17 protein-coding genes, 1 tRNA gene and 1 pseudogene are annotated in these 24,031 nt (G+C 60.8%); 6 read left to right on the top strand and 13 right to left on the bottom strand.

The genetic code is table 11. The annotated features are described in order from the left end of the window. Positions 1 to 70: 70 nt before the first annotated feature. Positions 71 to 586, bottom strand: a complete 516-nt coding sequence (locus tag QW845_RS32090) for a CvpA family protein (protein WP_315805509.1) — start codon at positions 584 to 586, stop codon at positions 71 to 73. 111 nt (positions 587 to 697) lie between these two features. On the opposite strand from QW845_RS32090, the gene QW845_RS32085 reads away from it, so the two are divergent. Then, on the top strand, positions 698 to 1,459 hold the full coding sequence (locus QW845_RS32085) for an SDR family oxidoreductase (protein ID WP_315805508.1): 762 nt from the start codon (positions 698 to 700) through the stop codon (positions 1,457 to 1,459). A 45-nt stretch (positions 1,460 to 1,504) separates the two neighbouring features. Here the strand turns inward: QW845_RS32085 and QW845_RS32080 are convergent, their stop codons facing one another. Next, positions 1,505 to 3,106: a GMC family oxidoreductase gene (locus QW845_RS32080; protein ID WP_315805507.1), complete on the bottom strand. Its 1,602-nt coding sequence runs from the start codon at positions 3,104 to 3,106 to the stop codon at positions 1,505 to 1,507. Between the two features lie 76 nt (positions 3,107 to 3,182). Further along, complete coding sequence (locus QW845_RS32075) at positions 3,183 to 4,616, bottom strand: coniferyl aldehyde dehydrogenase (protein WP_315805506.1); 1,434 nt, start codon at positions 4,614 to 4,616, stop codon at positions 3,183 to 3,185. 489 nt (positions 4,617 to 5,105) lie between these two features. On the opposite strand from QW845_RS32075, the gene QW845_RS32070 reads away from it, so the two are divergent. Beyond that, positions 5,106 to 5,182: transfer RNA gene (locus QW845_RS32070), tRNA-Met, on the top strand. Positions 5,183 to 5,199: 17 nt separating this feature from the next. On the opposite strand, the gene QW845_RS32065 is transcribed toward QW845_RS32070, so the two are convergent. Continuing rightward, complete coding sequence (locus tag QW845_RS32065; protein ID WP_315805505.1) at positions 5,200 to 5,565, bottom strand: hypothetical protein; 366 nt, start codon at positions 5,563 to 5,565, stop codon at positions 5,200 to 5,202. A 576-nt stretch (positions 5,566 to 6,141) separates the two neighbouring features. Continuing rightward, positions 6,142 to 7,023, bottom strand: coding sequence for a DUF4238 domain-containing protein (locus QW845_RS32060; protein WP_315805504.1), 882 nt, complete (start codon positions 7,021 to 7,023; stop codon positions 6,142 to 6,144). Positions 7,024 to 7,412: 389 nt separating this feature from the next. Between QW845_RS32060 and QW845_RS32055 the strand changes: the two genes are divergently transcribed. Together QW845_RS32055 and QW845_RS32050 are read left to right on the top strand one after the other, a co-directional pair. Next, positions 7,413 to 8,048, top strand: coding sequence for a hypothetical protein (locus QW845_RS32055; protein WP_315805503.1), 636 nt, complete (start codon positions 7,413 to 7,415; stop codon positions 8,046 to 8,048). Positions 8,049 to 8,241: 193 nt separating this feature from the next. After that, positions 8,242 to 10,230 (top strand): hypothetical protein, encoded by a 1,989-nt coding sequence (locus QW845_RS32050; RefSeq protein ID WP_315805502.1) that lies wholly within the window; start codon positions 8,242 to 8,244, stop codon positions 10,228 to 10,230. A 110-nt stretch (positions 10,231 to 10,340) separates the two neighbouring features. Here QW845_RS32050 and QW845_RS32045 read toward each other — a convergent pair whose 3' ends face one another. The 5 genes from QW845_RS32045 to QW845_RS32025 all read right to left on the bottom strand — a co-directional run bounded on the left by QW845_RS32045 (position 10,341) and on the right by QW845_RS32025 (position 16,070). Further along, positions 10,341 to 11,612, bottom strand: coding sequence for a Shedu immune nuclease family protein (locus QW845_RS32045; RefSeq protein WP_315805501.1), 1,272 nt, complete (start codon positions 11,610 to 11,612; stop codon positions 10,341 to 10,343). A gap of 57 nt (positions 11,613 to 11,669) precedes the next feature. Next, positions 11,670 to 13,226 carry a hypothetical protein gene (locus QW845_RS32040; protein WP_315805500.1) on the bottom strand — a complete coding sequence of 519 codons (1,557 nt, stop codon included), beginning with the start codon at positions 13,224 to 13,226 and terminating at the stop codon, positions 11,670 to 11,672. Next, complete coding sequence (locus QW845_RS32035; protein ID WP_315805499.1) at positions 13,223 to 15,151, bottom strand: toll/interleukin-1 receptor domain-containing protein; 1,929 nt, start codon at positions 15,149 to 15,151, stop codon at positions 13,223 to 13,225. Before QW845_RS32035 ends, QW845_RS32040 begins: the two co-directional genes overlap by 4 nt. Positions 15,152 to 15,259: 108 nt before the next feature. Continuing rightward, positions 15,260 to 15,742 carry a conjugal transfer protein TraD gene (locus QW845_RS32030; protein ID WP_315805498.1) on the bottom strand — a complete coding sequence of 161 codons (483 nt, stop codon included), beginning with the start codon at positions 15,740 to 15,742 and terminating at the stop codon, positions 15,260 to 15,262. A 1-nt stretch (position 15,743) separates the two neighbouring features. Continuing rightward, a complete protein-coding gene (locus tag QW845_RS32025) occupies positions 15,744 to 16,070 on the bottom strand; it encodes a conjugal transfer protein TraD (RefSeq protein ID WP_315805524.1) in 327 nt (108 codons plus the stop codon). A gap of 165 nt (positions 16,071 to 16,235) precedes the next feature. On the opposite strand from QW845_RS32025, the gene traA reads away from it, so the two are divergent. Both traA and QW845_RS32015 read left to right on the top strand, forming a co-directional pair. Beyond that, positions 16,236 to 19,247 carry a Ti-type conjugative transfer relaxase TraA gene (gene traA / locus QW845_RS32020; RefSeq protein WP_315805497.1) on the top strand — a complete coding sequence of 1,004 codons (3,012 nt, stop codon included), beginning with the start codon at positions 16,236 to 16,238 and terminating at the stop codon, positions 19,245 to 19,247. A gap of 116 nt (positions 19,248 to 19,363) precedes the next feature. Continuing rightward, positions 19,364 to 19,552, top strand: a pseudogene (locus tag QW845_RS32015) (helix-turn-helix transcriptional regulator); the annotation flags it as partial. A gap of 250 nt (positions 19,553 to 19,802) precedes the next feature. On the opposite strand, the gene QW845_RS32010 reads toward QW845_RS32015, so the two are convergent. The 3 genes from QW845_RS32010 to QW845_RS32000 all read right to left on the bottom strand — a co-directional run bounded on the left by QW845_RS32010 (position 19,803) and on the right by QW845_RS32000 (position 23,941). Further along, the gene (locus tag QW845_RS32010; RefSeq protein WP_315805496.1) at positions 19,803 to 20,237 is read right to left on the bottom strand and encodes a hypothetical protein; all 435 of its coding nucleotides are present in this window, start codon (positions 20,235 to 20,237) and stop codon (positions 19,803 to 19,805) included. 1,200 nt (positions 20,238 to 21,437) lie between these two features. Continuing rightward, a complete protein-coding gene (locus QW845_RS32005) occupies positions 21,438 to 23,564 on the bottom strand; it encodes an ATP-dependent nuclease (RefSeq protein ID WP_315805495.1) in 2,127 nt (708 codons plus the stop codon). Further along, entirely contained in the window at positions 23,564 to 23,941 is a 378-nt protein-coding gene (locus QW845_RS32000; protein ID WP_315805494.1) for a hypothetical protein, read from the bottom strand. The genes QW845_RS32005 and QW845_RS32000 overlap by 1 nt, the downstream gene beginning before the upstream one ends. Positions 23,942 to 24,031: the final 90 nt, after the last annotated feature.

Genomic DNA, 24,031 nt, shown 5'->3' with positions numbered 1-24,031 from the left:
GCTGATAAGAGCAGCCGGCCTGTGCCGAATTGCATGGCTCGCTATGACGGGAGAGGCGCCGCCGGGTCGGTCAGATGCGCCGTTCCTGCTTCAGCCGGTCGATCAGGCTTGCGACCTCCGGAGGCAGCGAGCGGAAGCCCTTTGCGCCTGCGAGCGAGAGCATCGGACGCAGGCGTGATCCGTCGAGGAAGCGCGGCTGGCGCTCGGGAGGAACGATCCTGTCGAACACCAGCACCAGCGTGGTCGCGACCATGCCGGTGCGGACCGCGCCCAGCAGCGCGCCGCCGAGCCGGTCGCCAAAGCCGGCCTCGGAACCTATTGCCTCGTCGAGCAGGATGCGACCGATCTTGCCCAGCGCCATGCCGATCACGACGAAGGCGGCGAAGAACTGCAGCCAGTTCTGGGCCAGCGGAGTGCCGTGCGCGTCTTGCAGCTGCGGGCTCATCGCCGCGACCGCCCCCATCGCCAGCGGCATCGCGAGCAGATAGGCCAGAATCGTGATGGCGCTGCGCAACAGCCCGGTCGAGAAGCCGCTGTAGACGGCAACCATCAGTGCGGCACAAGCGGCGAGGTCGAAAGCGTTCATGGTTGCTCCGCCGCGGTTGTAGGCCGCGCCCGGTAAACGATTCCGGTTTGCGCTGCTTCAAATCGTCTGTATCAATGCGCCGCAACAAATGAGCAAATCGTGGGAGGAACCATGTCCGAGCTGTTCGACGTCAGCCGCGAGGTGATCCTGATCACCGGCGCGAGCCAGGGTCTCGGGCGGCAGTTCGCCCGGGTTCTATCGGCGCATGGCGCCGCCGTCGCGCTCGCGGCACGCCAGACCGGCAAGCTCAAGGCGCTGGAGGCGGAGATCAGGGCGACGGGCGGTCGCGCTGCCGCCGTGGAGATGGACGTGACGAGCATGGCGTCGATCGCCAGGGGCATGGACGCCGCCGAGGCCGCGCTCGGGCCCGTCACGGTGCTGATCAACAATGCCGGCATCGCCGTGGAGAAGCTCGCGGTCGAGCAGAGCGAGGCGGATTGGGACGCCGTGATCGGCGCCAATCTCAAGGGCGCCTATTTCGCCGCAACCGAAGCGGCGCGGCGCATGGCCGCGCGCAAGGCCGGCGGCAACATCATCAACATCGCCTCGGTGCTCGGCTTCAGCGTCGTGAAGTTCATCTCGCCCTATGCGATCTCCAAGGCCGGCGTGGTACAGGCGACCAAGGCGCTCGCGCTGGAGCTCGCGGCGAGCGGCATCCGCGTCAACGCACTGGCGCCGGGCTACATCGACACCGACCTCAATCACGAGGTCTGGGAGACGCCGGCGGGCGAGAAGCTGATCAAGCGCATTCCGCAGCGGCGCGTCGGCCATGAGAGCGACCTCGACGGCGCGATCCTGCTGCTGGCGTCCAACGCTTCGCGCTACATGACCGGCAGCGTGGTGACGGTGGACGGCGGCTTCCTGCTGACGTGAGGCCCGGCTGATCCGCAGGTTGATTTCCCACGATGGCGAGCGGTCTCAGCCCTTCAGCTCGTCCTTGATCATGTCGGCGGCCTTCTCGCCGATCATGATCGTCGGCGCATTGGTGTTGCCGCCGATCAGGGTCGGCATGATCGAGGCGTCGACCACGCGCAGGCCGGACGTTCCGTGCACCTTCAATTCGGGATCGACCACGGCGAGCGGATCGTCGACGCCCATCTTGCAGGTGCCGACGGGATGATAGACCGTATCGACGCGGGCGCGCAGGATGGCGCGGATGTCGTCGTCGGTCCTGACATCCGAGGTGAACAGGTCACGCGTGGCGAGGCTGCGCATGGCCGGCGTCTCCATCAGCCGCAGCGTCGTCTTGTAGCCGGCGACCATGGTCTCGACATCGTCGGCCTCGCCGAGGAAGTTCGGATCGATCAACGGCGGCGCCAGCGGATCGGCACTCTTCAGTCCCACCGTGCCGCGGCTCTTCGGCCGGAGCAGACAGAAGTGGCAGGAGAAGCCGTTGCCGTGGCGCTTGCGGCCGTGATCGTCGGTGACGGCCATGCCGAAATGCAGCTGGATGTCGGGCACGTCGAGATCAGGCCGCGTCTTCAGGAAGCCGCCGCATTCGGCGAAATTCGAGGTCAGGACGCCACGGCGCTCGCGGCGATATTGGCCGATGCCCGCCAGCAGCCGGCGCAGGCCTTTCGGCGACAGCGAGGAGAAGTTGGGGTTGTCGGAGGTGTAGGCGAAGATGAAATCCGGATGGTCCTGCAGGTTCTGTCCGACGCCGGGCAGATGATGGATGCTGGCGATGCCGAGCCGCGCCAGCGCGCTTGCATCTCCGACGCCGGACAGCATCAGCAATTGCGGGGTCTGGAACGCGCCGGAGGCGAGGATCACTTCGCGGCGGCAACGGATCTGCTTGACCTCCTTGCCCTGGCGGTACTTGACGCCGACGGCGCGCTTGCCCTCGAACAGGATCATCGACGCATGCGCCGATGTCTCGACGCGCAGGTTGCTGCGGCTGCCGATGTGCGGCTGGATGTAGGCCCGTGCCGCGCTCCAGCGCTCGCCATTGGCTTGCGTGACCTGATAGAGGCCGAGCCCTTCCTGCGTCTCGGCATTGAAATCGTCGCGGACCGGAAACTGCGCTTCGCGCGCCGCCTGGAGAAAGATGTCGTGCACGGGATTGTCGGTGCGCAGCCGGTTGACCGGCAGCGGTCCCGATTGGCCGTGATACGCGCCGTTGAACTCGGCATTGTTCTCGGCGCGCTTGAAGTAGGGCAGCACGTCGTCATACGACCAGCCGGTATTGCCGAGGGAAGCCCAATGATCGTAGTCGGCGCGGTGGCCGCGGATGTAGACCATGGCGTTGATCGCGGAGGAGCCGCCGAGCCCGCGGCCGCGCGGCTGATAGCCGCTGCGCCCGTCCAGGCCCCTCTGCGGCACGGTGGTGAAGGACCAGTTGTTGACGGGCCCCGCGACCATCAGGAACAGCATGTAGGGCGTTGTCACGATCCAGTTGTCGTTGCGCCCCCCGGCGTCGAGCAGCGCGACGGATGTCGCCGGATCTTCCGACAGGCGGCCGGCGACCGTTGCGCCGCCGCTGCCGCCGCCCACGACGATGAAATCGACCTCGTCCGTCACGTGCTGTCTCTCCCTGATTTGCTTTTTTATTTGGTCGTCATCCGGGGCGCCGCGCGTCCCGGAATGACCGAACGGGTCAGCTCAGAAACCGCAGCAGCTTCTCGATGCGGGCGATGCTGGCCCCATAGGGCGGATAGAGATCCTTCATGCGGTTGAAGGGCGAGCGGTAGAACACCGGCTTCAGCTTGCTGAAGCTGTTGAAGCCCCATTCGCCGTGATAGTGGCCGATGCCGGAGGCGCCGACGCCGCCCATCGGCTGATTCATCTGCGCAAAATGCAGAAGGCAGTCGTTGATGGTGACCCCGCCGGAGACGGTGCGCGCCAGCACCGCGTCGCGCGCCGCCGCGTCGCTGCCAAACCAGTACAGCGCAAGCGGCCGGTCGTGGGCATTGATGTGGCGGATGACGTCGTCGGATTGCCGATAGGGCATGATCGGCAGCAGCGGGCCGAAGATCTCCTCCTGCATGATCGCCATGTCCGCGCTCGCACCCGTCACGATCGTCGGCGGAAACTTCCGCAGTTTCTTCCAGGCCGGATCCTCCGGGCTGGTCGTGCTCAGCGTGCTGGCGCCGCGCGCGATCGCGTCGCGCAGCAATCCTTCCAGCCGGGCATAGTGCCGCTCGGAGATGATCGACGTGTAGTCGGCATTGGCCGGGTTGGTGCCGAACATCCGCAGCATGTGCCGGTGCAGCTTGCTCGCGAACGCGTCCGCGTGCTGCTCGGGCACGAACACGTAGTCCGGCGCGATGCAGGTCTGGCCGGCGTTGAGCAGCTTGGCATAGGCGATACGCTCGGCGGCCTCGTCGATGTTGGCGGAGACGTCGACGATGGTCGGTGACTTGCCGCCGAGTTCGAGCGTCACCGGGGTCAGGTTGCGCCCGGCGGCCTCGGCGACGATGCGGCCGACGCGGGTCGAGCCGGTGAAGACCAGATGATCGAACGGCAGCCCGGCAAAGGCCTCCGCGACGCCGTCCTCGATGCCGGTGACGGTGAGCTGGGCCGGATCGAAATTCGCCGCGATGAGCTCCTTGAGCAGCGCGGAGAAGTGCGGCGTCAGCTCGCTCGGCTTGATCATGACCCGGTTGCCGGCGGCGAGCGCGCCGATTGCCGGGGCCAGAGTCAGCTGCAGCGGGTAGTTCCAGGGCGCGATGATGCCGACCACGCCGAGCGGCTGCGGCATCAGGCGGTTGCGCGCCGGCCAGAACTGCAGCGCGGTGGCGATGCGTCGCGGCGCCATCCAGCGCGGCAGCGCCTTGAGCGTGTGCTTGATCTCAGCCTGCAGGAACAGCGTCTCGGCAATCGTCGTCTCGACCGCGCAGCGGTGGCCGAAATCGGCTGAGATCGCCTGCTCCAGGCGGGTCTCATTCTCCGACAGCATGGCCCGCAGCCGCTTCAGGCCGTCCAGCCGTGCTGCGAGGGCGGGCGGAGGCGCATTGCGTGAGGCTTCGACCTGCGTGTGGAACGCGTTGTCGAGCGCCGAGAGGGCGGGGCTCTTCAGGGACTGGTCCATGGACGTCTCCTCGCGTGTAGCGCGGCCGCGTGCAGGGCCGTCATTCTGGTTGGCTTAAAGCTGCCGCGTTGCGGAACCCTTGGCAAGCGCGGCGTCGGTTTCGCACCGCCTGGCGCGCGCGTGGAGCCGATCCATTTGGCGGGCGAGTGTCGTCGGTCCCTGCCGCCGCCCTTCGAGGAACTTTTTCCTTGTCCCCAGCCCGCGCCGTGCCCCTGGTCCCGGCCGGCAAACAGGCCGCCACATAAGCGTCTGTCATATCGATGTAATTTCTGAAATGAGTCCCGCGACAAGCGGTGTCACAATCCGGCAAAAAAACTTCCCGAAAGCCCTTTCCAAACCGGCCTCGCATTGGTACATACCGCCCGCACCCGACGGCCGGCTAGGCCAACGGGCTCAAGCCTTCTCAGGAAGCCTTTGGGATGGATCGGCAGCGCCTCAGGTGTCTGCCAGGACCGCCCGGCACTTCCCTGAAGGTGACGCACAAGTTAACGCGGGGTGGAGCAGCCCGGTAGCTCGTCAGGCTCATAACCTGAAGGTCATAGGTTCAAATCCTATCCCCGCAACCACTTCTGTCATAACTCGCTCACCGTCCCGGTCTAACCGCCGGGGCGGTGATCTCGCGCAATGAGGGGCCGGGCGATCGAACTGCTCCCGCCGCGCGCTGTGCTCCTACCAATGTATCCGGAGCAGCCGATTTTACGCCGGACGCGGCGACGAGCGTGCGCAGGAGCACGCTCTTGTCTCCCATGATGCGCACTTCTTTCGCCTCGACCTCGATGCGCTGAGCGAGCGCGCGCAGATGGTCGCGGCGGTAGCCGCCACCCTCGGTCCTCATCCCTTTCCGGGCGGCTCTGGCAAACGCCTTCAGCGCTTGCGGGGTGATCGTTGGCCCCGAACGAATCAGCGTCTCCTCGGCCCGCTCTGCATCGAGGCGGGCCTGGTCGCGCATGGCCTTCAGCTCGGCAATCCGGTCCTTCAGCGACGGGTCCGTGAGTTCGGCGACGCCGCTCTCGATAGCATCGTAGAGCCGCCTGAGCCGGGCCTCGGCTTCCGCCGCCCGCTTGCGCAGACCGGCGATGTGGCCTCGGCGGCGCTCGGCCCGCTAGTGGCGGCGGTCGAGCACCGCGGAGAGGATTTTCTCCAGCCGCTGCGGCTGCAGCATTGTCTAACGAAGGGGACCTTTCTTGGGTTGGGGTGAAGATGGGCCGAATATGCCAACCCGCTGGCGAACAGTGCCACCCATCTCGCCCAATCCCAACCCACGAAGACTCGACGAGTGACGCCAGAGGACAAAGTCACGGCGGCTTAGTGGCCGCCGTGAAAGGTTGCGACAATGGAAATTGTTATTCGGCAAATTTGCCACCAAAAGTGAGCAAAGAGACCTCGCGGCGGCGGAGGGGGAGTCTCCAAGATCTCCACTTCCTCGGTGACTGTCAGCTTGAAAGTGCGCTTCATTTGGCAAACGCCTCCGTGGCGCGAAACGACAGGCGGAGGTGGTACGCCGCGCGCTTGAAGCGTTTGCCTTCTAACCAAGCGGCGTCGATTTCAACCGCTTCCCGAGCCGCCTGCTCACAAACAAAAGGTGGCTGTTATCGATCCCATACACATAGTCGACGGCTTGCTTCGCGACGCGGTCGTTCACGGCGACCACAAGCTTATCAATATCCATATCTTTCAGCCGCTTCTCGATCTTCGGCGAATTGGCTGCAACAAAAAGGGTGGTCGGCGATATTGGAATGATCAGAAAGTCGGTCGGGCGCGCCAGACCGTTACTCATGATAATGGGACGATCGGACGTGAGGAGTGAATGCTTCTGGCCGCTCATGTGGAGCGTGTACCAGTCCATTTTATTGATGCCCTGAATGAGTTCTTTGGACTTGAACATTTCGGGCAGCATCTCTACCGCAGCGATCGGGGCACGCAACGGAATTTCAGGCTGCTTAGCGGACGGAGTGCCGTCACGCTCCAGCCGGATGCGATCGGCAATGAACGGTTTCGTGATTCGCTCCTGGAGCTTTGCCACGTATTCGGGCGTACGCAGCACCAAGCCGTACAGAAAAGCCGCCCACCAGATTTTCACCTCCCAAGAGAGATTCGGATCGCCGAGTTTTTGATCGAGCAATGCCCGCAGGGCAATTGCAGCCTCGTTGTCGAAGTGCTGCATTTGGGTACGCTCGACGTACTGTGACGCGTCAGGAGGCAATCCCGGCACGCTATAGAGGCCGTGCACAAATCCGGTGCCGCCTGGGTGCACGTTCCGCACCCTTACCCTGTCGTATGGATTACTGTACTCGCACAGTCGGCCGTCTTTTCCGGCCCACTGTTTGAGATAGAAAATCGGTATGTAGTGATGCTTGCCCTCTTTCGACATGGGCTGCAATATACCAAGAGGTGCGGTTTTGGGCATATGGCTTTGTGCACAAACTCGTCAAGGTCGCTGTCCCCGCGCACTGGATCGAGCTGCAGGTCCTCGCATTTTGCCAAGACTAGCGCGGGGCGACAGTTTGGCAACGGGCGTCCGCGCCGCAGTGTTCTGACCACCAGCAAGGACGTGCGGCGTGGCTTCGAGGTTCAAGCCCAATTGGGCTTCGCGGTTCGTGCGGTTGCTTCTTAAGTCGAGAACAAGTCTTTGGAGAGCCGCCGCAACTCCGGCAACAATACGCTCCATCGTTTTCTGGTCATCGACAGGATTTAGTTCCGCGGTGAGCTCTCGAATTGCGAGTTCTCCGTTGCGTAGACGTATTCTTACTTGTCTACTCTCTGCTTCCAAACGACCGCCCACAGTGAGAAACGGGGATGACTCAGCAACAACTCAGCAAGATATGGACGGTCGTCGGCCTCTTTCTGCTCTATTACGCGCTCAATACTTGGATTGTTGTTCAGGGCGGGCAAGAGATCTTCGGCGCCAAGTTGATTGTCGGCAACCGCGTTCCCGCCGCGATGTGGGGCATTCCCGTAACCTGCATCGTTCTGCTTGTGAATTCCCTTGTTGGACTGCGCTACGCCCAGCGGACGCCGCCCGGCCACTGGCACGATCGTATCCCGATCGTCGGCTTCGAAAGCATCGTGACGAATTCGCCGGAAGGCAAAGTTTATCAAGGGGTGATGCTCTTTCTTCTTTCCCTTCTTCCCGCAGCGGTCCTCATTCATTTCTGGCGCATCTTCAACAGCGCCAAGGTCGTCACGACCGATGATCCGCCAAAGCCCGTGAGCAGTATCTGGGACTGGTCCGCGCTGGCCACGCTCGATGATCCCGCGCGCATCTGCACCGACCTTATCCGCGAGGGCGGCAAAATGACGTGCGAGAAAAACGCCACCCTTTTGCCGGGATTGGAGCCAAACCTGTTCGCTATGTTGACCGCGGTGGCAGTGCTAGCCTTGGTGATACACTGGCGTGCCGTCTTCCGGCGAAGCCCTAAGCACGTTGAATAGGCCAGCCCGCGTTAGCGGCATTTTGAGCTCGACTTAGGCACGGGGGGCTGTGCAAAGCTGTCGACAAGGGGTGGCGCGCCCTTGGGCGCTGCATGCGGATACTGTAAGGATTGCAATTTGCACTCTCTGATTGCGGGCCGAGGCAATGCGTTGGGGTATCTTCCTCCTTCTTGGCGTCCTCGCGGGCGCTGGCATGTGGTACGCGCTGTCAGGCGATAATCTTCGTGATATCGTCAACGCGCATTGGCCTCCGGTGACGTCTGAGCAGCAGCGCCAGACCGCGATCGATGGTGCGCTTAGCGCCCTAGAGGCGATGCCGAGTCCCAACATCGCTGCGGGTGTCGACGTCAAAACGATCGAGATGATCGCGGGTGAGTTGCTCAAGGGCAAAGGCGTCACAAAATTGTCGGTCGAGACCGAACGCCAACTCCTAAAGGTGACGGCAGCTTTCGATCTCTCCTTGCGTCCCGAAGACGCGGGTAACGATCCTCAAAAGCGTGCGTGGATCGAACGCCTCAAGCCACAACTCGCCGGGGGGGCTGAACTTTTTCTGAGCGCCACCACCGCCATGATCACCGCACCAAGGCGCGCCATACAGGTGAAACTCCTGCCGGCATTCAAATCGCTTCACATCAACAAGATAACGCTCGCGGAGCGTTACGATGCCACCGCTGCCGGCGCGTTCCTTGCGAGCCTTCTCGAGAGTTATGCCGACAACATCATCGGCACGCTGACGAACGCGCCGGTCCTTAATGCCGAGTTGCCCGCCAGCCTTCAGGATCAATTCGATCCGTCGGGGCCGATCAGAATCAACCCTGCATCCGGAAGCAGTTTCAAGCTCACGCTTTCGTCGCAACCCGTCCGCAGCCCCTACGAACTCGGAAGCGCAGCGATACTCATCGACAACAGCCGCGTGATAGTGCTTGCGCAGCTTACGCCGCCCGCAAACACTTTAACCGCAAAGACGGCGTCGAAGGGCGCGTTCAGCGATCTTGCTGCCGGCTTCGTGCGCCGTATGTCGGATGGATTTGATGTTCGTGAGGCATCAACCGGTGCGTGGGTTGCGGTTGCGAAGGCGTTGATTGCCGACAGCTTCAACAGCGCATTCGCACAGGCAAAGGCCTGCATCGCAGGTGCGGGCGCCATCCCGAAGCAGACCTTCGAGCAGAAGATCCCTACACCGGATGTCTCAGCAATTGATTGCACTCCGAAGGGTGACTGCACGCCGACCCAGGCATGTGACCTGCAGGAAGATACCCGCGATTGCCGCCGCTCTCGCAGCTGCCAGCACAATCATGATACGCGTGAGTGCCGCAAATGCGTCGTGGGTGTCTGTGCCAATGATCCGATTTGCGAAGCGGCGAAAGCTTCACAAAACGTGGCCTACGACGCGGATTATGCAGCCTGCATAAACTTGGGTCCCATCTATGATGCTGCCTGCGAAGCCCAAAAGGCGACCCAGAACGGCCTTTATGCCACCCAGAAGGCTCAGTGCGAAGCGGAAAAGGCGACAAAGAAGGGCCTGTGCGAGGCGCAGAAGACAGCTCTCAAGGGTGCCTGCGAAACCTACAAAGGTGCGGTCGACGCGCTGCATCGCACCGGCAATGTCGGGAACTTCGATGGCAGCATTTCTGGCACGGGTGACCTCCGGATATGTTTCCGCGATGTGGCCTTCGCCGCCGACCTCGCTAAGCTTTCGATGAAGCTTGAGACGACCGGTTCAGCAAGCCTCGATACCAGCTTCAAATTTACGCCGCTCGATGTCGCGGGCCACATTCTCTGTCAGTTGCCGTGGACGGCGGACAAGAATATTCACGTGACCGTACCGTCCCAGTCGATTGGCGTTGATGTTACCCTGGCACGCTCGCCTGGCGGGCCCGAATACCGTGGGCAGTTGAAGACGTCGCCCATTCGCTTACACTTCGAGCCGAGCCCAACGTCGCTCGTCCTTCAGAACATCAATTTCTACTTGGCCTGTCCGGTCACGGCGCAACTGGTCAACGGCATGACACTCAACTTGGCGCCCTTTGTCCCGGAACTCCTGAAGGACTACACACACACACTCGATCCAATCGATTTCTCGTTTGTCCCGACGATTCCAGATCAGCCGCTGTTCGGACGGACCATCAAGCCCACAGCGTCCGAGACCCCCAAGGCCTTGATCGTCTTCGGGGCACCTTAAGCGGGCGTTGTGATGGCGTGTTGCACCTCTGAAGCTCGGTCCGGACAGCGATCTGGAGCCCTCGCCGTTGCTCGCATGCACTAGCCACACATTGAGCAATTGTTCCGATCCTAGCGTTTCAGGCTTTTTGCTACAAAACTACCCGCGCCTCGGCGTCGGAACAGGGACACGATAACATTATCAAGGCGGCGCACCAAGTCATCATACGTGAGGATGTCCATCATGTTGGAATACTTGCGCTTGATCACCTCGAGATCGAATAGCTGATCGTCCGCAAGCGCAGATTTCCCGTCAGCTCCTTTGTCGCGTCCCAATAAGATCATGGCTTTCGGGCTGGTCACCCGGATCTGCATGCCGTTCGGGAGCACGTTGGCATATTTTCTGGTGAGCTGCCGCTCACCTTCGACGCCCCATTTCGAAAGGTGGAAGAGATATTTCTCGGCCTGCATGATCGTTCCAGACAGCTCCTTCGTGGGGATGTTGTTGCCCCGATAAAGGCCCCGGCTCAACAGCACGTCGTTGAACGGCTTCTTGATTTCGATGACATCGATACTTCCCCCGGCATCGATGAGACAGATATCGATAAACCTGTTTTTCCGTGTTCCAGGCCTGGAATAAAAATCTGCGACAGTGACGCCTTCGAGTACAGCAATGTATTTTGGAAACAGCAATAGGATCACTTTGATGATCAGCCGTTGCCAGTCCTTTTCGCTGTAAGCTGTCGCGTCGGCGAGCCAAGCCAAAATGGTGTCGCGCAACAGCACGTATTTGTCGATTTCGGCCTGGATAAGTTCAGGCTCATCCAAAGGGGCGGCCGACACGGCCGAACCTCGCCGCTCGAGATAGGCTTCGTATTTTTCTCTCGCGGCCGCGTTGCCATCGAGGATCTCCCCCACGATCGCCTCGACTCGCGCGCTGGCATAGCGATCGAGTTCGGTCGAGTTTGGGAATTTTGCCAGAAGCTCGCGAAAAATCTCGACCGGTATTCCGTCTTGCCGTGAACCTCCGACGACGATTTCGCCGGAGGTTCGCTTCACCTTCTCGATGCGCGGGAAAATGCGAATGTTGCGCTCCGCGATGAAGGTTTTCCGCTCAAGGCGGAGGCCGTTGACCGCAATCAGTACATCGTGGTCGCACCCCAAAATCCGGCCCGGAATTCGATAATAGCCGGCTTTCTTCTCCGCGAAATGGAATTCGTAGATCGGTTCCTCGCCGCCGCGCTTCGAAGGAGCCTTCAACAGGTCGGCGGCTTCAAAGGTGAAGCCATTGCTTACGGTGACCTTGCCGTCGTCCTTCAGCCGTTTCGAGGCCCACTCAGGATCGTTGTTCTCGACTTCGTACAGGAGAACTAATCCTCGGTCGTCTTCTTCAAAGCTGATCATGTCGGATTGCCAATGCACTGCGCCCGTGACCCCAGTCGCAAGGAAGCTGGCGCACGCTCAAACATAGAACTTGAATGGCTGACGTTCCTCTCCTTTTGCCGACCCCATGGTGAGGACGTCTCCGACCATCCGCGCAAACCGGACAGTGACCGGCAGGCCGTCATTGAAATTGCAGGAATTGTAGTTGATCTTGGTGAGACCCATGATGTCTGCGAGCACCGTGTGGATGTCGGGCTTTGCGTTCTTGCTCTTCATGACGGTGATATGCAGCGGATTGGGTGTCTCTGGCCCAATGTAAGTATCGAGCTGTGGCACATAACCCGTCGTCCAGAGATAGGCCGTCTGATCATCGAGCAGGAGTGCGGTCCCGCGCAGCACGGGATAGTCGCCATCGCGGAAAAGCTTAGTCTCACCGCCTGTCGATCGAATGCGCACGCCGATGATGTTTGTCCCTTTCGGCGCCGCCTCGACAAAGGCGTTCCACTCTTCGTCGTTGAAATAGGTCTGCCCATGGATGAAAAGCTCCTTAGGTGGGCCGCCATGCGTCTCGGCGTAGGTCTTCAGCACCAAAGCGAGCAGGTTTTTCGCAGCAGGCGCCTTGAGATGAAACTCGTAGTCTCCGGTCTTCCAGGGTCCGTTGGCACCGCGGAAGACAACACCGTCTCCCTCGTTGAGAAACATCTGCGCCGCGCAGCAGGCATGACCATCGGGGTCGTTCGGCAGGCTCTTGTAGACCATGCCGATGTAACAGACCCCCGGTCGAACGTCGGCCAGCCGCCACGGCGGCTTGGGCTGCGTCTTGTAGTAAAGCCCGGTCGCGAGATTCCAGGCGATCGTTGCGGCATCCTGTGTCTTGCGCAGGGGATAACCGGCCCTATTCAGGAAAGCGTCGGGCGCAATCGTCGTCTCACGGACCAACTGCGTCGGCGCGATCGCCAGGAATTCGGCTTTGATCCTGCGATGGAAATCGGGAACGTCCTCGAAAATCGCCTCCTCTGTCTGATCGATGGCGCCCATGGCAGCGAGCAGCGGGACCTTTTCCTTAGCCTTCTGTCGCTTCGTGAACTCGCCCTTTTCCATCGGCAGGCCAGTCCGCTTGGACTGAGGCCTACATCGCTCGTAGACGATTTCGGGCAGAGCCAGGACCCAGACGTCGACCGATCGTTCGTCGTTGCGCAGATGCTGCTTGACGCGATCGATGTAGAGCCGTGCGACCTTGTCGACGGCCTCGTTCAGGTTGACGATGCGCGTTGCGCGATCGATGTCATTCCACGGAATCGACAGCGCGCTGCATTCGTCCGGATCGAATGAAATGCCGAACGCTTCATCCAAGCCCGGGAAGTTCGTAAGGTGCAACCGATCGGCCTTCTCGCCTTTTCCGGGCGGCGGAACCCGGACAGCCAATTTGAGCTTGCGACCCCATGCACGAAAATGCGCGATCCCATCAGTGGTGCCAACCACGCCGACCCGGATTTCCCGGCTTTTCTTCGCCTTGGCGTGAGGTCCATACAGGAACAGTCCGTCCTTGGGATGCGGACTGCGCTGCGAAAACGCAAACTCCAGCGGCGGTTCGCCGAAGTGTTCGACCCGAAGCGATTTGTCCGGAAATCTCATGCGTCGGCCTCGTCATCGTTGTCGGGGCGACCCAAGGTACTGATGTCGGCTTCTTCCTCGTCGGCGTCGAGAACATCGGGAAGCGCAGTGCTCACCGGTGAAGTGAACAACATCGGCGCAGCTTCGATTAGGAGCGCAGCGTTCGCCGACAGCGCGAGCCGAATATAGGCCGACTCGCCCGACAATAGCTCAAGGAATGCGAGCATGCGTCCGTGCCACTGCTTGTTACGCCAACCCTTGCAAATGCTTCGGCGCAGGCGGTGTAGCTTTCTTGCGTCATCGATGCCGACCCCCTCGGCCGTATTGTTGTCGACCGAGAACAATACTCTCGACTTGAGTTTCAGATGCCAGAACGGCCAGAAATAAGGCATCGCAGTAACACCGAACTGCCAGATATGTCCCTTCGCGACATTGCGCAGCATCGAGGACCGCCGGTCCCCTTGCTTGCCCCAAGGGATGCGGTGTCCCGTCGGTGCCTGCGTGGCCGAAGCGTGGAAGCCGACAGCATTGGAATATTGATACTCGACGAAACCCTTCTCTCTGCAGAAGGACAGCCAAGCCTTCTTAATCATCGCAATGACCAGGTTGGAAGCGACTTGACGCTCAATCCGAAGCGCAGGAAAGCCATTGTCAACAAATTCCGGCAAAGGGATCTCGTACTTCAGCTTGAATCGGCCAGCAGACCCGAACGCGACGTCGACTTCGGATTGTTCGGCAAAAGTGATGATCCCGGCACCCTGTTTCGCGCACGGATAGAGGAAATCCTCGAGCGCGAGATCCAGCAATCGGTCCTCGATCGTCCCGGTGCTCTCAAAGAATCGGATGACGTCGGGCGCTTCCGCGGCGCGCAGCCAATTCGAGGTCAGTCGCTCGGCCCCCTCGACGAGGGGGATCGCGCCACGCCGCCGGAAAATCTCCCAATTCGGATCGATCATGGGCTGGCCGGAAGGACGCGGCACCTTCTGGCGCTGCAGCGCGTCAAGTAGGAGACCGACGCCTTCTCCCCAGCCGCGCACAAAATCGACGGTCACGGCATCCCCGACGCCCTTGACCTTCTTTCCCGGTTCGAGCCGGAGCGGAATAACGAACCGGGAATCGCCGAGCTCCTTGGACAACTCCAGCGCGATGTCGAGATCATCCTGGACATGAGGGTCAGCAAGCGTGGCATCGCGGCAGATGAGCAGAACTTTCACAGCCCGGTATTGCAACGCCTCGTTGATCTGCCGGCGCCATCGGTCGCCGGGCTGAAGCGTCAGGATGTCGGCGAACACGCGGTACCCCTCGGCCTCAAGCTTGGGCGCGAGCCAAAGTGAAAATTCGTCGTCGATCGGCGACGCCTTGATCAGGAATATGGTGTCTCGTGCTACTTTCTCGATAGGCGCTGCATTCCCGGTAGCCTCCGCAGGCGGAAGGAGACTTGCAAGAACTGCCGGAACCACCCCCGGCCTTGACAGAGCCTTTCCAACTGCTTCGGTGACAACCGTTTCTAGAACCGAGGTGCTCTGCGCCCAAAGCTTTTGATGGGCTTTCTCGATTTCTGGATATTTTCGAAGCAGTGCGTTGAGGTCGCCGGGCCCGAAAATGTCGCCCGGCGTTTGCAGCGACGGACCGATGATCTGCGCTAACGCGCTCTTGTTTTTCGGCGTGAGCGGCGCCGATGTCACGAGGATATAGCGCGTCGCTGCCAGCCGATCGATCGACGGCCGCTCCTTTGCCATCTTTGACTTCAGCGCTGCAAAGCCGGACCCGTGGTAATGCTTCGCCTGCAGCACAATCGATCCGTCGGCTCGCGTATGGCGACCGTCCATCCCGTCGTCCGGGCCTGCTGGAAAGGCCTCGAAGCGCAGGTCTATCTCTCGCCCGACGAGGTCGCGGGCCAGATCTTCAAATTCGCTGTGGGACAAACTTGAAAAGTCATAATTCATGCGTCCAGAATGGGTGCTCGTGTCCTAGGCAGTCAAGCGAGGGATCGCGGTATTGCTTGGTCTCTAAGTCTTACCAACAACAAGATAGACCGGCTTTTGCGGACATGCTCAGGCAGCGAAAACTGGCCTCGGTCGCGGAACGCTGAGCCATTTCCGCGGCGATGACAGCGGGTTGACTGTGCTTGTTACGCTCGCCAGCGGACGATCCGCCTGCTGACGGGCGATGCCGACTACACCGGCGACCTTTGAAGTCCGACATGAGATATCCTCGAACTTTCCAATGCCAAGCGGCGCGAGCCAGCGGATGCTTGGAGCGCACTCTCTTTCCACTACCGCGATACTCGTCGAAGGGGGCGTGTCGTTTGGCGTTACTGAGCCATTCTCGAATGCCTGTTTCCCCTTCGCGATCCAGAGCACCCGCATGCGTTCGCCCTGATCGCTTTGGAGCTTGTCAGCCATCCAGAGCAGTGCGCCGTAGATCATGGTGCGGTCGTCGCCCGTCAGATCCACGATCCCGGCCTTGACGACGAGGCCGCCGAGTTCGATCAGATGCCGCGTGCGCTTGCGGCGCTCGACCTGCCAGGTGCGCATGTCATGTCGCGCCTTTGCGGCTTGATGCCGGTTGCGCGCCGCCCGGTTGCGCAGGAGTGCCGTCCGTGTTTCGGTCAGTTGTTGGCGCGTTTCGCCGCGCCCGGCTTTGAAAGAACGCGGCCCCGCGCTTGGCCCATGCCTCCATCTTTCCGGCCTCTTTCGTCTCGGCCAACACAATGAGCGCGCCCACGAGTTCGTCGGCGCTGAGCGCGTCGGCTCCCGTAGCGATTACCAGTTCGCCGAGCTGGCGCACCTTACGGGCTTTCAGGCCTCGCGCCTTGTCCTCGAGTGCCTTCAGGTCCGCATCAAAATCCCGTGGTTTGCGCATCTCCATGAGTGTCGATGGAGAAATGATAGCTGGGCACCCGACAGAATGCTGTAAGGTCTTCAGGACGGCTTGATACGGTGTAATCCCTCCCGAGAATTTTTCGAGGGAGGGCGCGCTTATACGTCGTTCCGACGTGCGCTTCGCTGTGCCAGTGATTTGGCCGCTATGGCGATCTATCATCTTCACGTCAAGGTCATCGGCCGAAAGGCCGGGAGCAGCGCGGTGGCATCGGCGGCCTACCGCTCGGCCTCACGACTGCGCGACGAGCGGCTCGGCCGTGATCAGGATTTTTCCGGGAAGCGCGGCGTCGTCCATTCCGAGGTGATGCTGCCAGACAATGCGCCGGAAGCCTGGCGCGATCGGGAGCGGCTTTGGAATTCTGTCGAAGCGTTCGAAGTCCGGAAAGATTCCCAGCTGGCCCGCGAGGTCGAATTTGCCCTTCCGCGCGAGCTGAGTGAGGAGCAGGGCATTGAGCTTGCCCGCGATTTCGTTCGGAGCGAGTTTGTCGGTCTCGGCATGGTCGCCGACCTCAATGTGCATTGGGACGGGGCCGAGGACGGACTGCCCAAGCCCCATGCCCATGTCATGCTGACGATGCGCGCGATCGACGAGAACGGTTTTGGCCAGAAGGTGCGGGTCTGGAACCGTACCGAGCTGGTCGAGCGCTGGCGTGAACGCTGGGCGGAGCTTGCCAACGAGCGGCTGGCGGAGCTCGACATCGACGCGCGGATCGACCACCGCCGTCTGGAAGACCAGGGCATTGCGCTCGAGCCGCAAAGCCAGATCGGCGCACCCGCCAAGCGCATTGAGGGGCGGGGCCTCGGAGGCGAGGGCGCTGAGGCTGACCGGGCCGAGATGCACCGCGAGATCGCGCGAAACAACGGCTGGAGGATCATCGCCGATCCCTTCCTTGGACTGGACGCGATCACCCAGCAGCAATCGACCTTCACACGCCGTGACCTTGCAAAGTTCGCGCATCGGCACAGTGACGGGCTCGACCAGTTCAACGAGGTGGTGGGCGCGATTCAGGGCGCGCCCGATTTGGTCGAGCTGGGCAAGGATGCCCGCGGCGAGGATCGGTTCACAACCCGCGAAATGGTCGAGGCAGAACAGCGCCTGCATCGCGCTGCTGAGCTGCTAGCGGACCGTGAGCGCCATAACGTCCGCGACGCGGCTCGCCATGGCGCTTTGGCGCGCGCGGAAGCACGCGGCCTGGTGCTGTCATCCGAGCAGGTTGACGCCTTGGCGCACGTTACGGATGGACGCGGTCTCAGCGTCGTGGTCGGCCATGCCGGGACGGGAAAGAGCTCGATGCTGGGGGTTGCGCGGGAGGCCTGGGAAGCGGCAGGCTTCGAGGTCCGGGGCGTGGCACTGTCCGGCATTGCCGCAGAAAACCTCGAAGGCGGATCGGGCATTGCGTCGCGCACGATTGCCAGCCTGGAGCATGGCTGGGAACAGGGCCGTGATCTACTCAAATCGAGCGAGGTGCTCGTCATCGACGAGGCGGGCATGGTCGGCACAAGCCAGCTCGAGCGCGTGATGTCCCGTGCTGCCGAGGCGGGCGCCAAGGTCGTGCTGGTCGGCGATCCGCAGCAGCTGCAGGCCATCGAGGCGGGCGCAGCTTTCCGGGCGATCCATGAGCGTCATGGCGGGGCGGAGATCGGCGAAATACGCCGTCAGCGCGAAGACTGGCAGCGCGACGCCACGCGCAATCTGGCGACCGGCAAAGTCGGCCATGCGCTGGAAGCCTATCGGGCCAATGGCATGGTGCATGAGGCGACGACCCGCGAGCAGGCGAGGAGCGATCTGATCGCGCGCTGGGACCGCGACCGGCAGGTCTCGCCGGACCGGAGCCGGATCATCCTGACCCATACCAATGACGAGGTACGCGCGCTGAACGAGGCGGCGCGCGGACGGATGCGGGCAGCCGGCGCCCTGGGCAATGAGGTGGGTGTGACGGTCGAGCGCGGCGCGAGAAGCTTCGCCGGCGGAGACCGCATCATGTTCCTGCAGAACGAGCGTGGGTTTGGCGTCAAGAACGGTACACTCGGGACCATTGAACTGGTCAGCGCGCAATCCATGACCGTGCAGATTGACGATGGCCGGTCCGTGCGCTTTGACCTCAAGGATTACAACCGGATCGACCACGGTTATGCCGCGACGATCCACAAGGCGCAGGGTATGACAGTCGACCGGGTCCATGTACTGGCAACGCCCGGCATGGACGCCCACGGCAGCTATGTCGCCCTGTCGCGGCATCGCTACAGCGTGGACCTGCATTATGGCCGCGACGATTTCACCGATGCAGATCGGCTCAACCGTGCCCTGTCGCGCGACCGGTCGAAGGACATGGCCTCGGATTACGACCGTGCCGATCCCGTCCAGAGCTACGCCGAGCGGCGCGGGATCACGTTTCGCGAGCGCGTGGCCGAGATCGTGCGCAAGGTCGTGCCGGAGAAGCTGCGCGGCATGTTCGACGGCCTTAGCGTTCCTGGAGAGGTGCTCGACCGGGATGGCGGACGACGGCCCGAGCGGGGATCACCCGAAAGAGAAAACATCGGCACGGCAGCCGACCGGGGCGAAGCCGCAGTGCCGGCAAGGACCGTGGCGCAAGATCCCGAAGCGGAAGCCCGTCGCGTGCGGACCCGAGCGCTCGTGCGCCATGCTCGCGCCGTGGATGCGATCTTCGCGACGCATGAGATGGGCGGCAGAGCGAGCCCTGAACAGGTCAAGGAGCTACAGACCGCCCGCCAGGCCTTCGAAAAGGTGCGTCCCTATGGCTCCCACGACGCTGAGGCCGCCTACAAGAAGAACCCCGAGCTGGTCCGCGAGGCCGCCGGCGGACGCCTCAACCGCGCCATCCGCGCGCTCCAGCTCGAGACCGAACTGCGCATCGATCCGAGCCGCTGCGCCGCCCGTTTCGTGGAGCGCTGGCAGAAGCTCGAGCACACCAGCCAGCGACAGTATCAGGCCGGCGACATGTCCGGCTACAGGGCGACGCGCGCGGCGATGGGCGACATGGCCAAAGGCCTCGAACGCGATCCGCAACTGGAGTCCATCCTCGCCAGCCGCAGGAAAGACCTCGGCATCGCCTTCGAGTCAGGTGGCCGGCTCGGCCAGCAATTGGCCCTCGCTCACGGCATAAGCTTTGGAAGAGACCGAGGCCTCGAACGTTGACCCGACCTGTTTGCCGCCGTCTGCACGCCACAGTACGACGCCTTGAAAAACGCTCTTGCGCGCGCGACTGCTTGCTCTGTCTAGATCAGGAGCAGTCAGCAGGAGGCAGCGCAGCCATGCGCGAACCAGACCGGATCGTCCGCCTGAAAGCCGTTCTTGCCCGTACCGGCCTGTCCCGATCCACCATCTACCGCAAGATCGGCGAAGGCACATTCCCGGCCCAACTCAGGATCAGCGTCAACGGCGCAGGCTGGCGGGAATCTGACATCAACAGATGGATCGCCGATCCCGCGGCGTGGCGTCCGACATGCCTGTCCGTCGCCTGCACGGGCGATGCCCGCTCCGGGAGCCAACCGGAAGTAGTGCACGGCAGGACCGAAAGGCGACATCTGACCCGAAGCTGAATCTTCGATCAAGTCAGCAGCGTCCCCTTCCAGCCCTTATCGGACGTTGCCCGGCCACTAACATCAGGCAGACCACCCGACAATTCCGCGCGATCCAAGAGCCGCACTCAGCTTCAACGCATTAGCTAACGGCCCATGCGCGCCTATTCGGTTACGGAGCTTTAGTTTGGAAGTGCGCGGCGTTGAGATCATCTGCGAGCTGTTCGAATTCATTCGCCGCCCTTAAAAGCTCGGATGTCGACCACACCACAAATTTGTCCCGAGTTAGACGGACCAGATGGGTGTGCTCTCCTCCAAGCGAAGCGGGCATCGCGTGAAGCATATCGTTCCGTCGGTCCACGGCGGCGACAAATCTGGTGGCTAATTGCTCTAACTCAGATCGACGGTTTCCTTTCGGCAATTTGTCGATAGACCTCTTGAGGTCTTTTCCAACTTGGCCCGCGGTCTTTCTGCCGTCTAAGGCCTTCTCCATATAGCTTGGATCAGTGGGAGTTAAGGAGCTTATGATCGCGACGACGGCCGTCTCAAGGAACGAAAAATACAACACGGCCTGCCCCAACGCGCGAAGCCATTCATCATCGATCATCGTATCCTCCGACTTATCAACCATTCGGGAAGCGGGCCGAAGATGGCCTGCGTCATGGCCGGAGCCAACCAATCCGAACACGCGGTGAGCTGTGCACCGCACAGGAAGCCCAAAGAACCGCTGCGGCACTCGCATTGGGCAACGCACTACACAACATCCCGATGGTGATTGAAGTTAACCGGGATCGCCAAAGCCACCCGGACGAGACGATGCGAGACGTTTTGATGATCGTCATCGGCGCTCGCGTCCCGCCGCCGTGAGGCTTGCCGAATTTGCGCCATAATACCGCGTTGCCAACCCTCTGCGACCATGCAAGGAGAGTTCCGCGCCACTCCCGCATGTCCGTTCGTGGTCAAAGGACTAAACCGCTCGCGCGGTAGAACGCCGCAGTTTGCGACACGGCGAAGCAATAGGCGACGGCTCATCGTGACGAGCGGCGCAATTAGCCCGTAGCTGGCGATGATCCGATGATTGAGGACGTGCTGATCTGGAAGTTCGTTGCGGAGCACCCCCCCCTTGCACAAGAGCCAACTCGAATCCGGCATTCTCGACCGTGATTGTGTGCACCATCGCGCTCGTTGGACCCAGTCCAGTGATGCTCTTGACGAGCAACTCGAAACAGTTTCGGCTCGGTAGCTCCGCGGGCTTTCCCGATCGATAGAGATCAGTTTCCCTCAGGAGATTCGAAAATCGATTGACTAGCGTTTAGGTTGTGTTGAGTTGGCATTTTTACCACGTCCAAGCCATTGAAAGTACAGGTGCCGCCAAACACTAAATCCCATAGGCGCCCTTACTGATCGTCTGAAGGTTGTTTGACGCGATTTAGCTCGATTATGCGGCATCGTCCTAGCGTCCCCCCAGCGCGGTTTCCTCCTTTGGAGGCTTTCGGACGCCGGCCGCCGAACACGCGGCGCCGTCCATCAAGCGGCCGGCATCCGAAACCCTTCACAACAGCGGACGTTCAACGCATCGCAGGCCGCGATCTGTTCCGGAGGAAACCGACACACGCTATTGCAGCAAGGGCGGCCGTTCTTTCATGGCAGGCCATACAAACCTGGTCGCGTAGGATATCCGCGCGGGACATCCAAAGCTAGCGGTTTTGCAGTACCACATGAAACGCAAAAGCTTATGTAGCCAATACAGGTGAATCGTCGAACATCTGGACACCCAGGAAGTGTAAGTGATTTCATTTTGAATCTGCTAGACAACGCGGTTGAAAAGGTGTGGCTCCAATGCTGCGATGAGGGCCGTTTTGAGGGCTGCCTTGCTAGCTTCTTGCGATAAGTCGGCATCGCTCGTGCCTAGGATTGCGCACACATCATCAAACGCTTTTTTTGTCGTCACCTGCATCTGGTGCTGAAATCCTGCCTGATAGGTTTTTGCTGGGAATTTTTTGAGCAGCTCGTCAGTATTAAGGGCTGCGGTTAACTGCTGAATTTCTTGATCAAGTATTCGCTCAGGTTCTGACGCTGCCGGAACCCCCGATGAAAACGCCAATTTCATAACCGCGAGATCAGAGTTGGGCGCTACTGAGTTGCGCATTTGCTGTTGTTCGAGTTCAAGCACCAGTTTAGCTCGGTTCAGGGCATGCTTGTTCAGAATGAAGCCGCGAACAGAGTTTCTGGCTGCAGTAAGGAAAGCCTGATAGCGCCCGTCGATGTCGGTTAGATTGTAAAAAGCTGCTAGTGCTTTAAATATTGGTTCGTAGCATACAATTCCCTCAATCTCGTTGATGGGGAGTGCTTTGATACGATGATGTGAGGTCAGGTATGCCTCCGACCAATCATCGCGGTCGATGTGACCGTAGGCTTCGACGTTTTTCGTTGCTCGATTGCTGTTGAAGACGTCAACGCACTGCTTAACGTTGCCGCAGCCGCCGACTGGAATCACGGCTGTGTTGGGGCAGTCGTACCAAGCCTTGAGCAGTCGATGATCTTCATCGTCGAGGCCGCCTTCGCAAAATATCAGCCGAGTTGCCGTGATTGAGAATGAAGCTGCACCAAGTATTGTATTTATCGCGTCATCTGGGATCTGGGTGTCCGCGATTTCATCAAACGTTCCTGGCGATCTAACGACGTAGATTTTCGGGTGAGAGCGTGAAAGGGCGAACGGGATGTCATGCGTCACGTAGACGAACAGGGTGTCTTTCTTGTGAGCCTCCATTTCGTTCCAAAAGCGCCGCGCCAACAGCGGGTGAAAATGGATTTCCGGCTCGTCCACAATGACGATCGATGCGCTGGAGCTGACAAGGCGGGTGATCAAGTACAACGCTGTTCGCTCTCCCTCGCTCATTTGCGCGGTCGGGTAGGGATTGGACCCGGACCTTGTGACTGTTGGCGTATAGTCCATTTTGAGCGTTCGGTTGGGAAACAGACGTTCCCACAGACGAGTGATAGTGCGAAGGCGCGTGTCGGATAATTCCTTTGGAATCTCTCTGCCTTCTAGATGATGCGCTCGGTAGTCTTGCGCTCGTGACTTATCTTCCTCAAGAATTTGGGACATGAGGTAAGTGTATTCATTATGTACGTCCCAATATTGATGAAGCTGGCGCTGGAGCGCGCCCTGCGTATTGTTCTTGAGGTCGCTATCGGCTTGGCGAGGCAAATCCGTTAGGCCAATAAATCTGTTGGCGGAAATCCTATCCGTATTCGGATTATTTCGTTGCGCGAGATCCACCGCGAATCTCGTCTTTCCAACCCCGTTGGGTCCGAGCAGAACAATAGGATTATCGCTATCGGTCTGTATTTGAGAGCCGTCAGGGAGATTCACCGGAACGAGCATGAGCAGTCTCTTGAACTTGCCAAAATAGGATTTGACGTGAAATGATCGGCTCAAGCAGAAAGCTATCAGAAGTTGACGTTCAAGAAAGGAAAAACGCCTCTGGGAGCCAGACCTTTCCCCAAAGGTATCAGTGGGAATCCCGCCGGACGGCCTAATCGGCGCGCTGGCGATCGAGCCGTAGGGCTTGATCAGGATGCCGCCGGCGGCGAGGCGTCCGGTTGATGGGCCTCGCCTGCTCCGGATCGACAGCTTGTTGTCCGGTTGCTTGTCCGCTTTCGCGCCGACGATATGGCGCTCCATGTATATGTCGATCGAGCCGACGACGGCGGTGAGCTTGTTGCCGTTGGCAGGCCGAATGCGGATGCCGGTGAGAATCCAGTTGCGGCGAAGCACGAACAGGCCGGTCACTTCCGCCTTCAACGTAGCCTGGGCGTTCTTCGCGGTGAACGTGAGGGCCTTCGCCGTTGCCGTGTTGACGCTGCTCGTGCGCAAATGCTCGATACGCTTGCGCCACTCCGCGTCATCGAGCTTCAGCGTGAGTTGCATCAGCGACGGTCCCGCACGATCTGCTCCACCATGTCCGCCATCTCTTCGGGGGTGTCGGCCTTGAGCGTGACGATGGTGAAGCCGAGCGCGATCAGCTTCTTGTGCCGATCCTTCTGCGCCCTCGAGCGCGACCCGGCGGGCGTCTTCAGCTCGATCGAGAGCAGACGGCCGCCGAACATATAGACCCGCACGTCGGCCTCACCGGCAGTCCTCCCCGTGACCTTGGCCTCCATGCGCTCGCGACGGCTGCGCTTAGCGCGGTTCATGTCACCGGCACATGTGAAGGGCAAGCCACGGTGCTCCATGTCGTGGAGGCGGGCGATGACGGCGGCCTGATAGCGCCACTCAGGGATGGTGTTGACGACGCGAGTTTCCATAACCCGAGACTGTCGCATATCATCGCGACGCGAGAGACCAATCGGGCCTCCTCTGGTGGAATTTCATACCGGGATCAAAAGAAATATCAG

The sequence above is a fragment of the Bradyrhizobium sp. SZCCHNS3002 genome (assembly GCF_032377435.1).
Lineage (GTDB): Bacteria > Pseudomonadota > Alphaproteobacteria > Rhizobiales > Xanthobacteraceae > Bradyrhizobium.
Note: the sequence above shows the minus strand (reverse complement) of the source record. Positions and strands in the feature narration are given on the sequence as shown.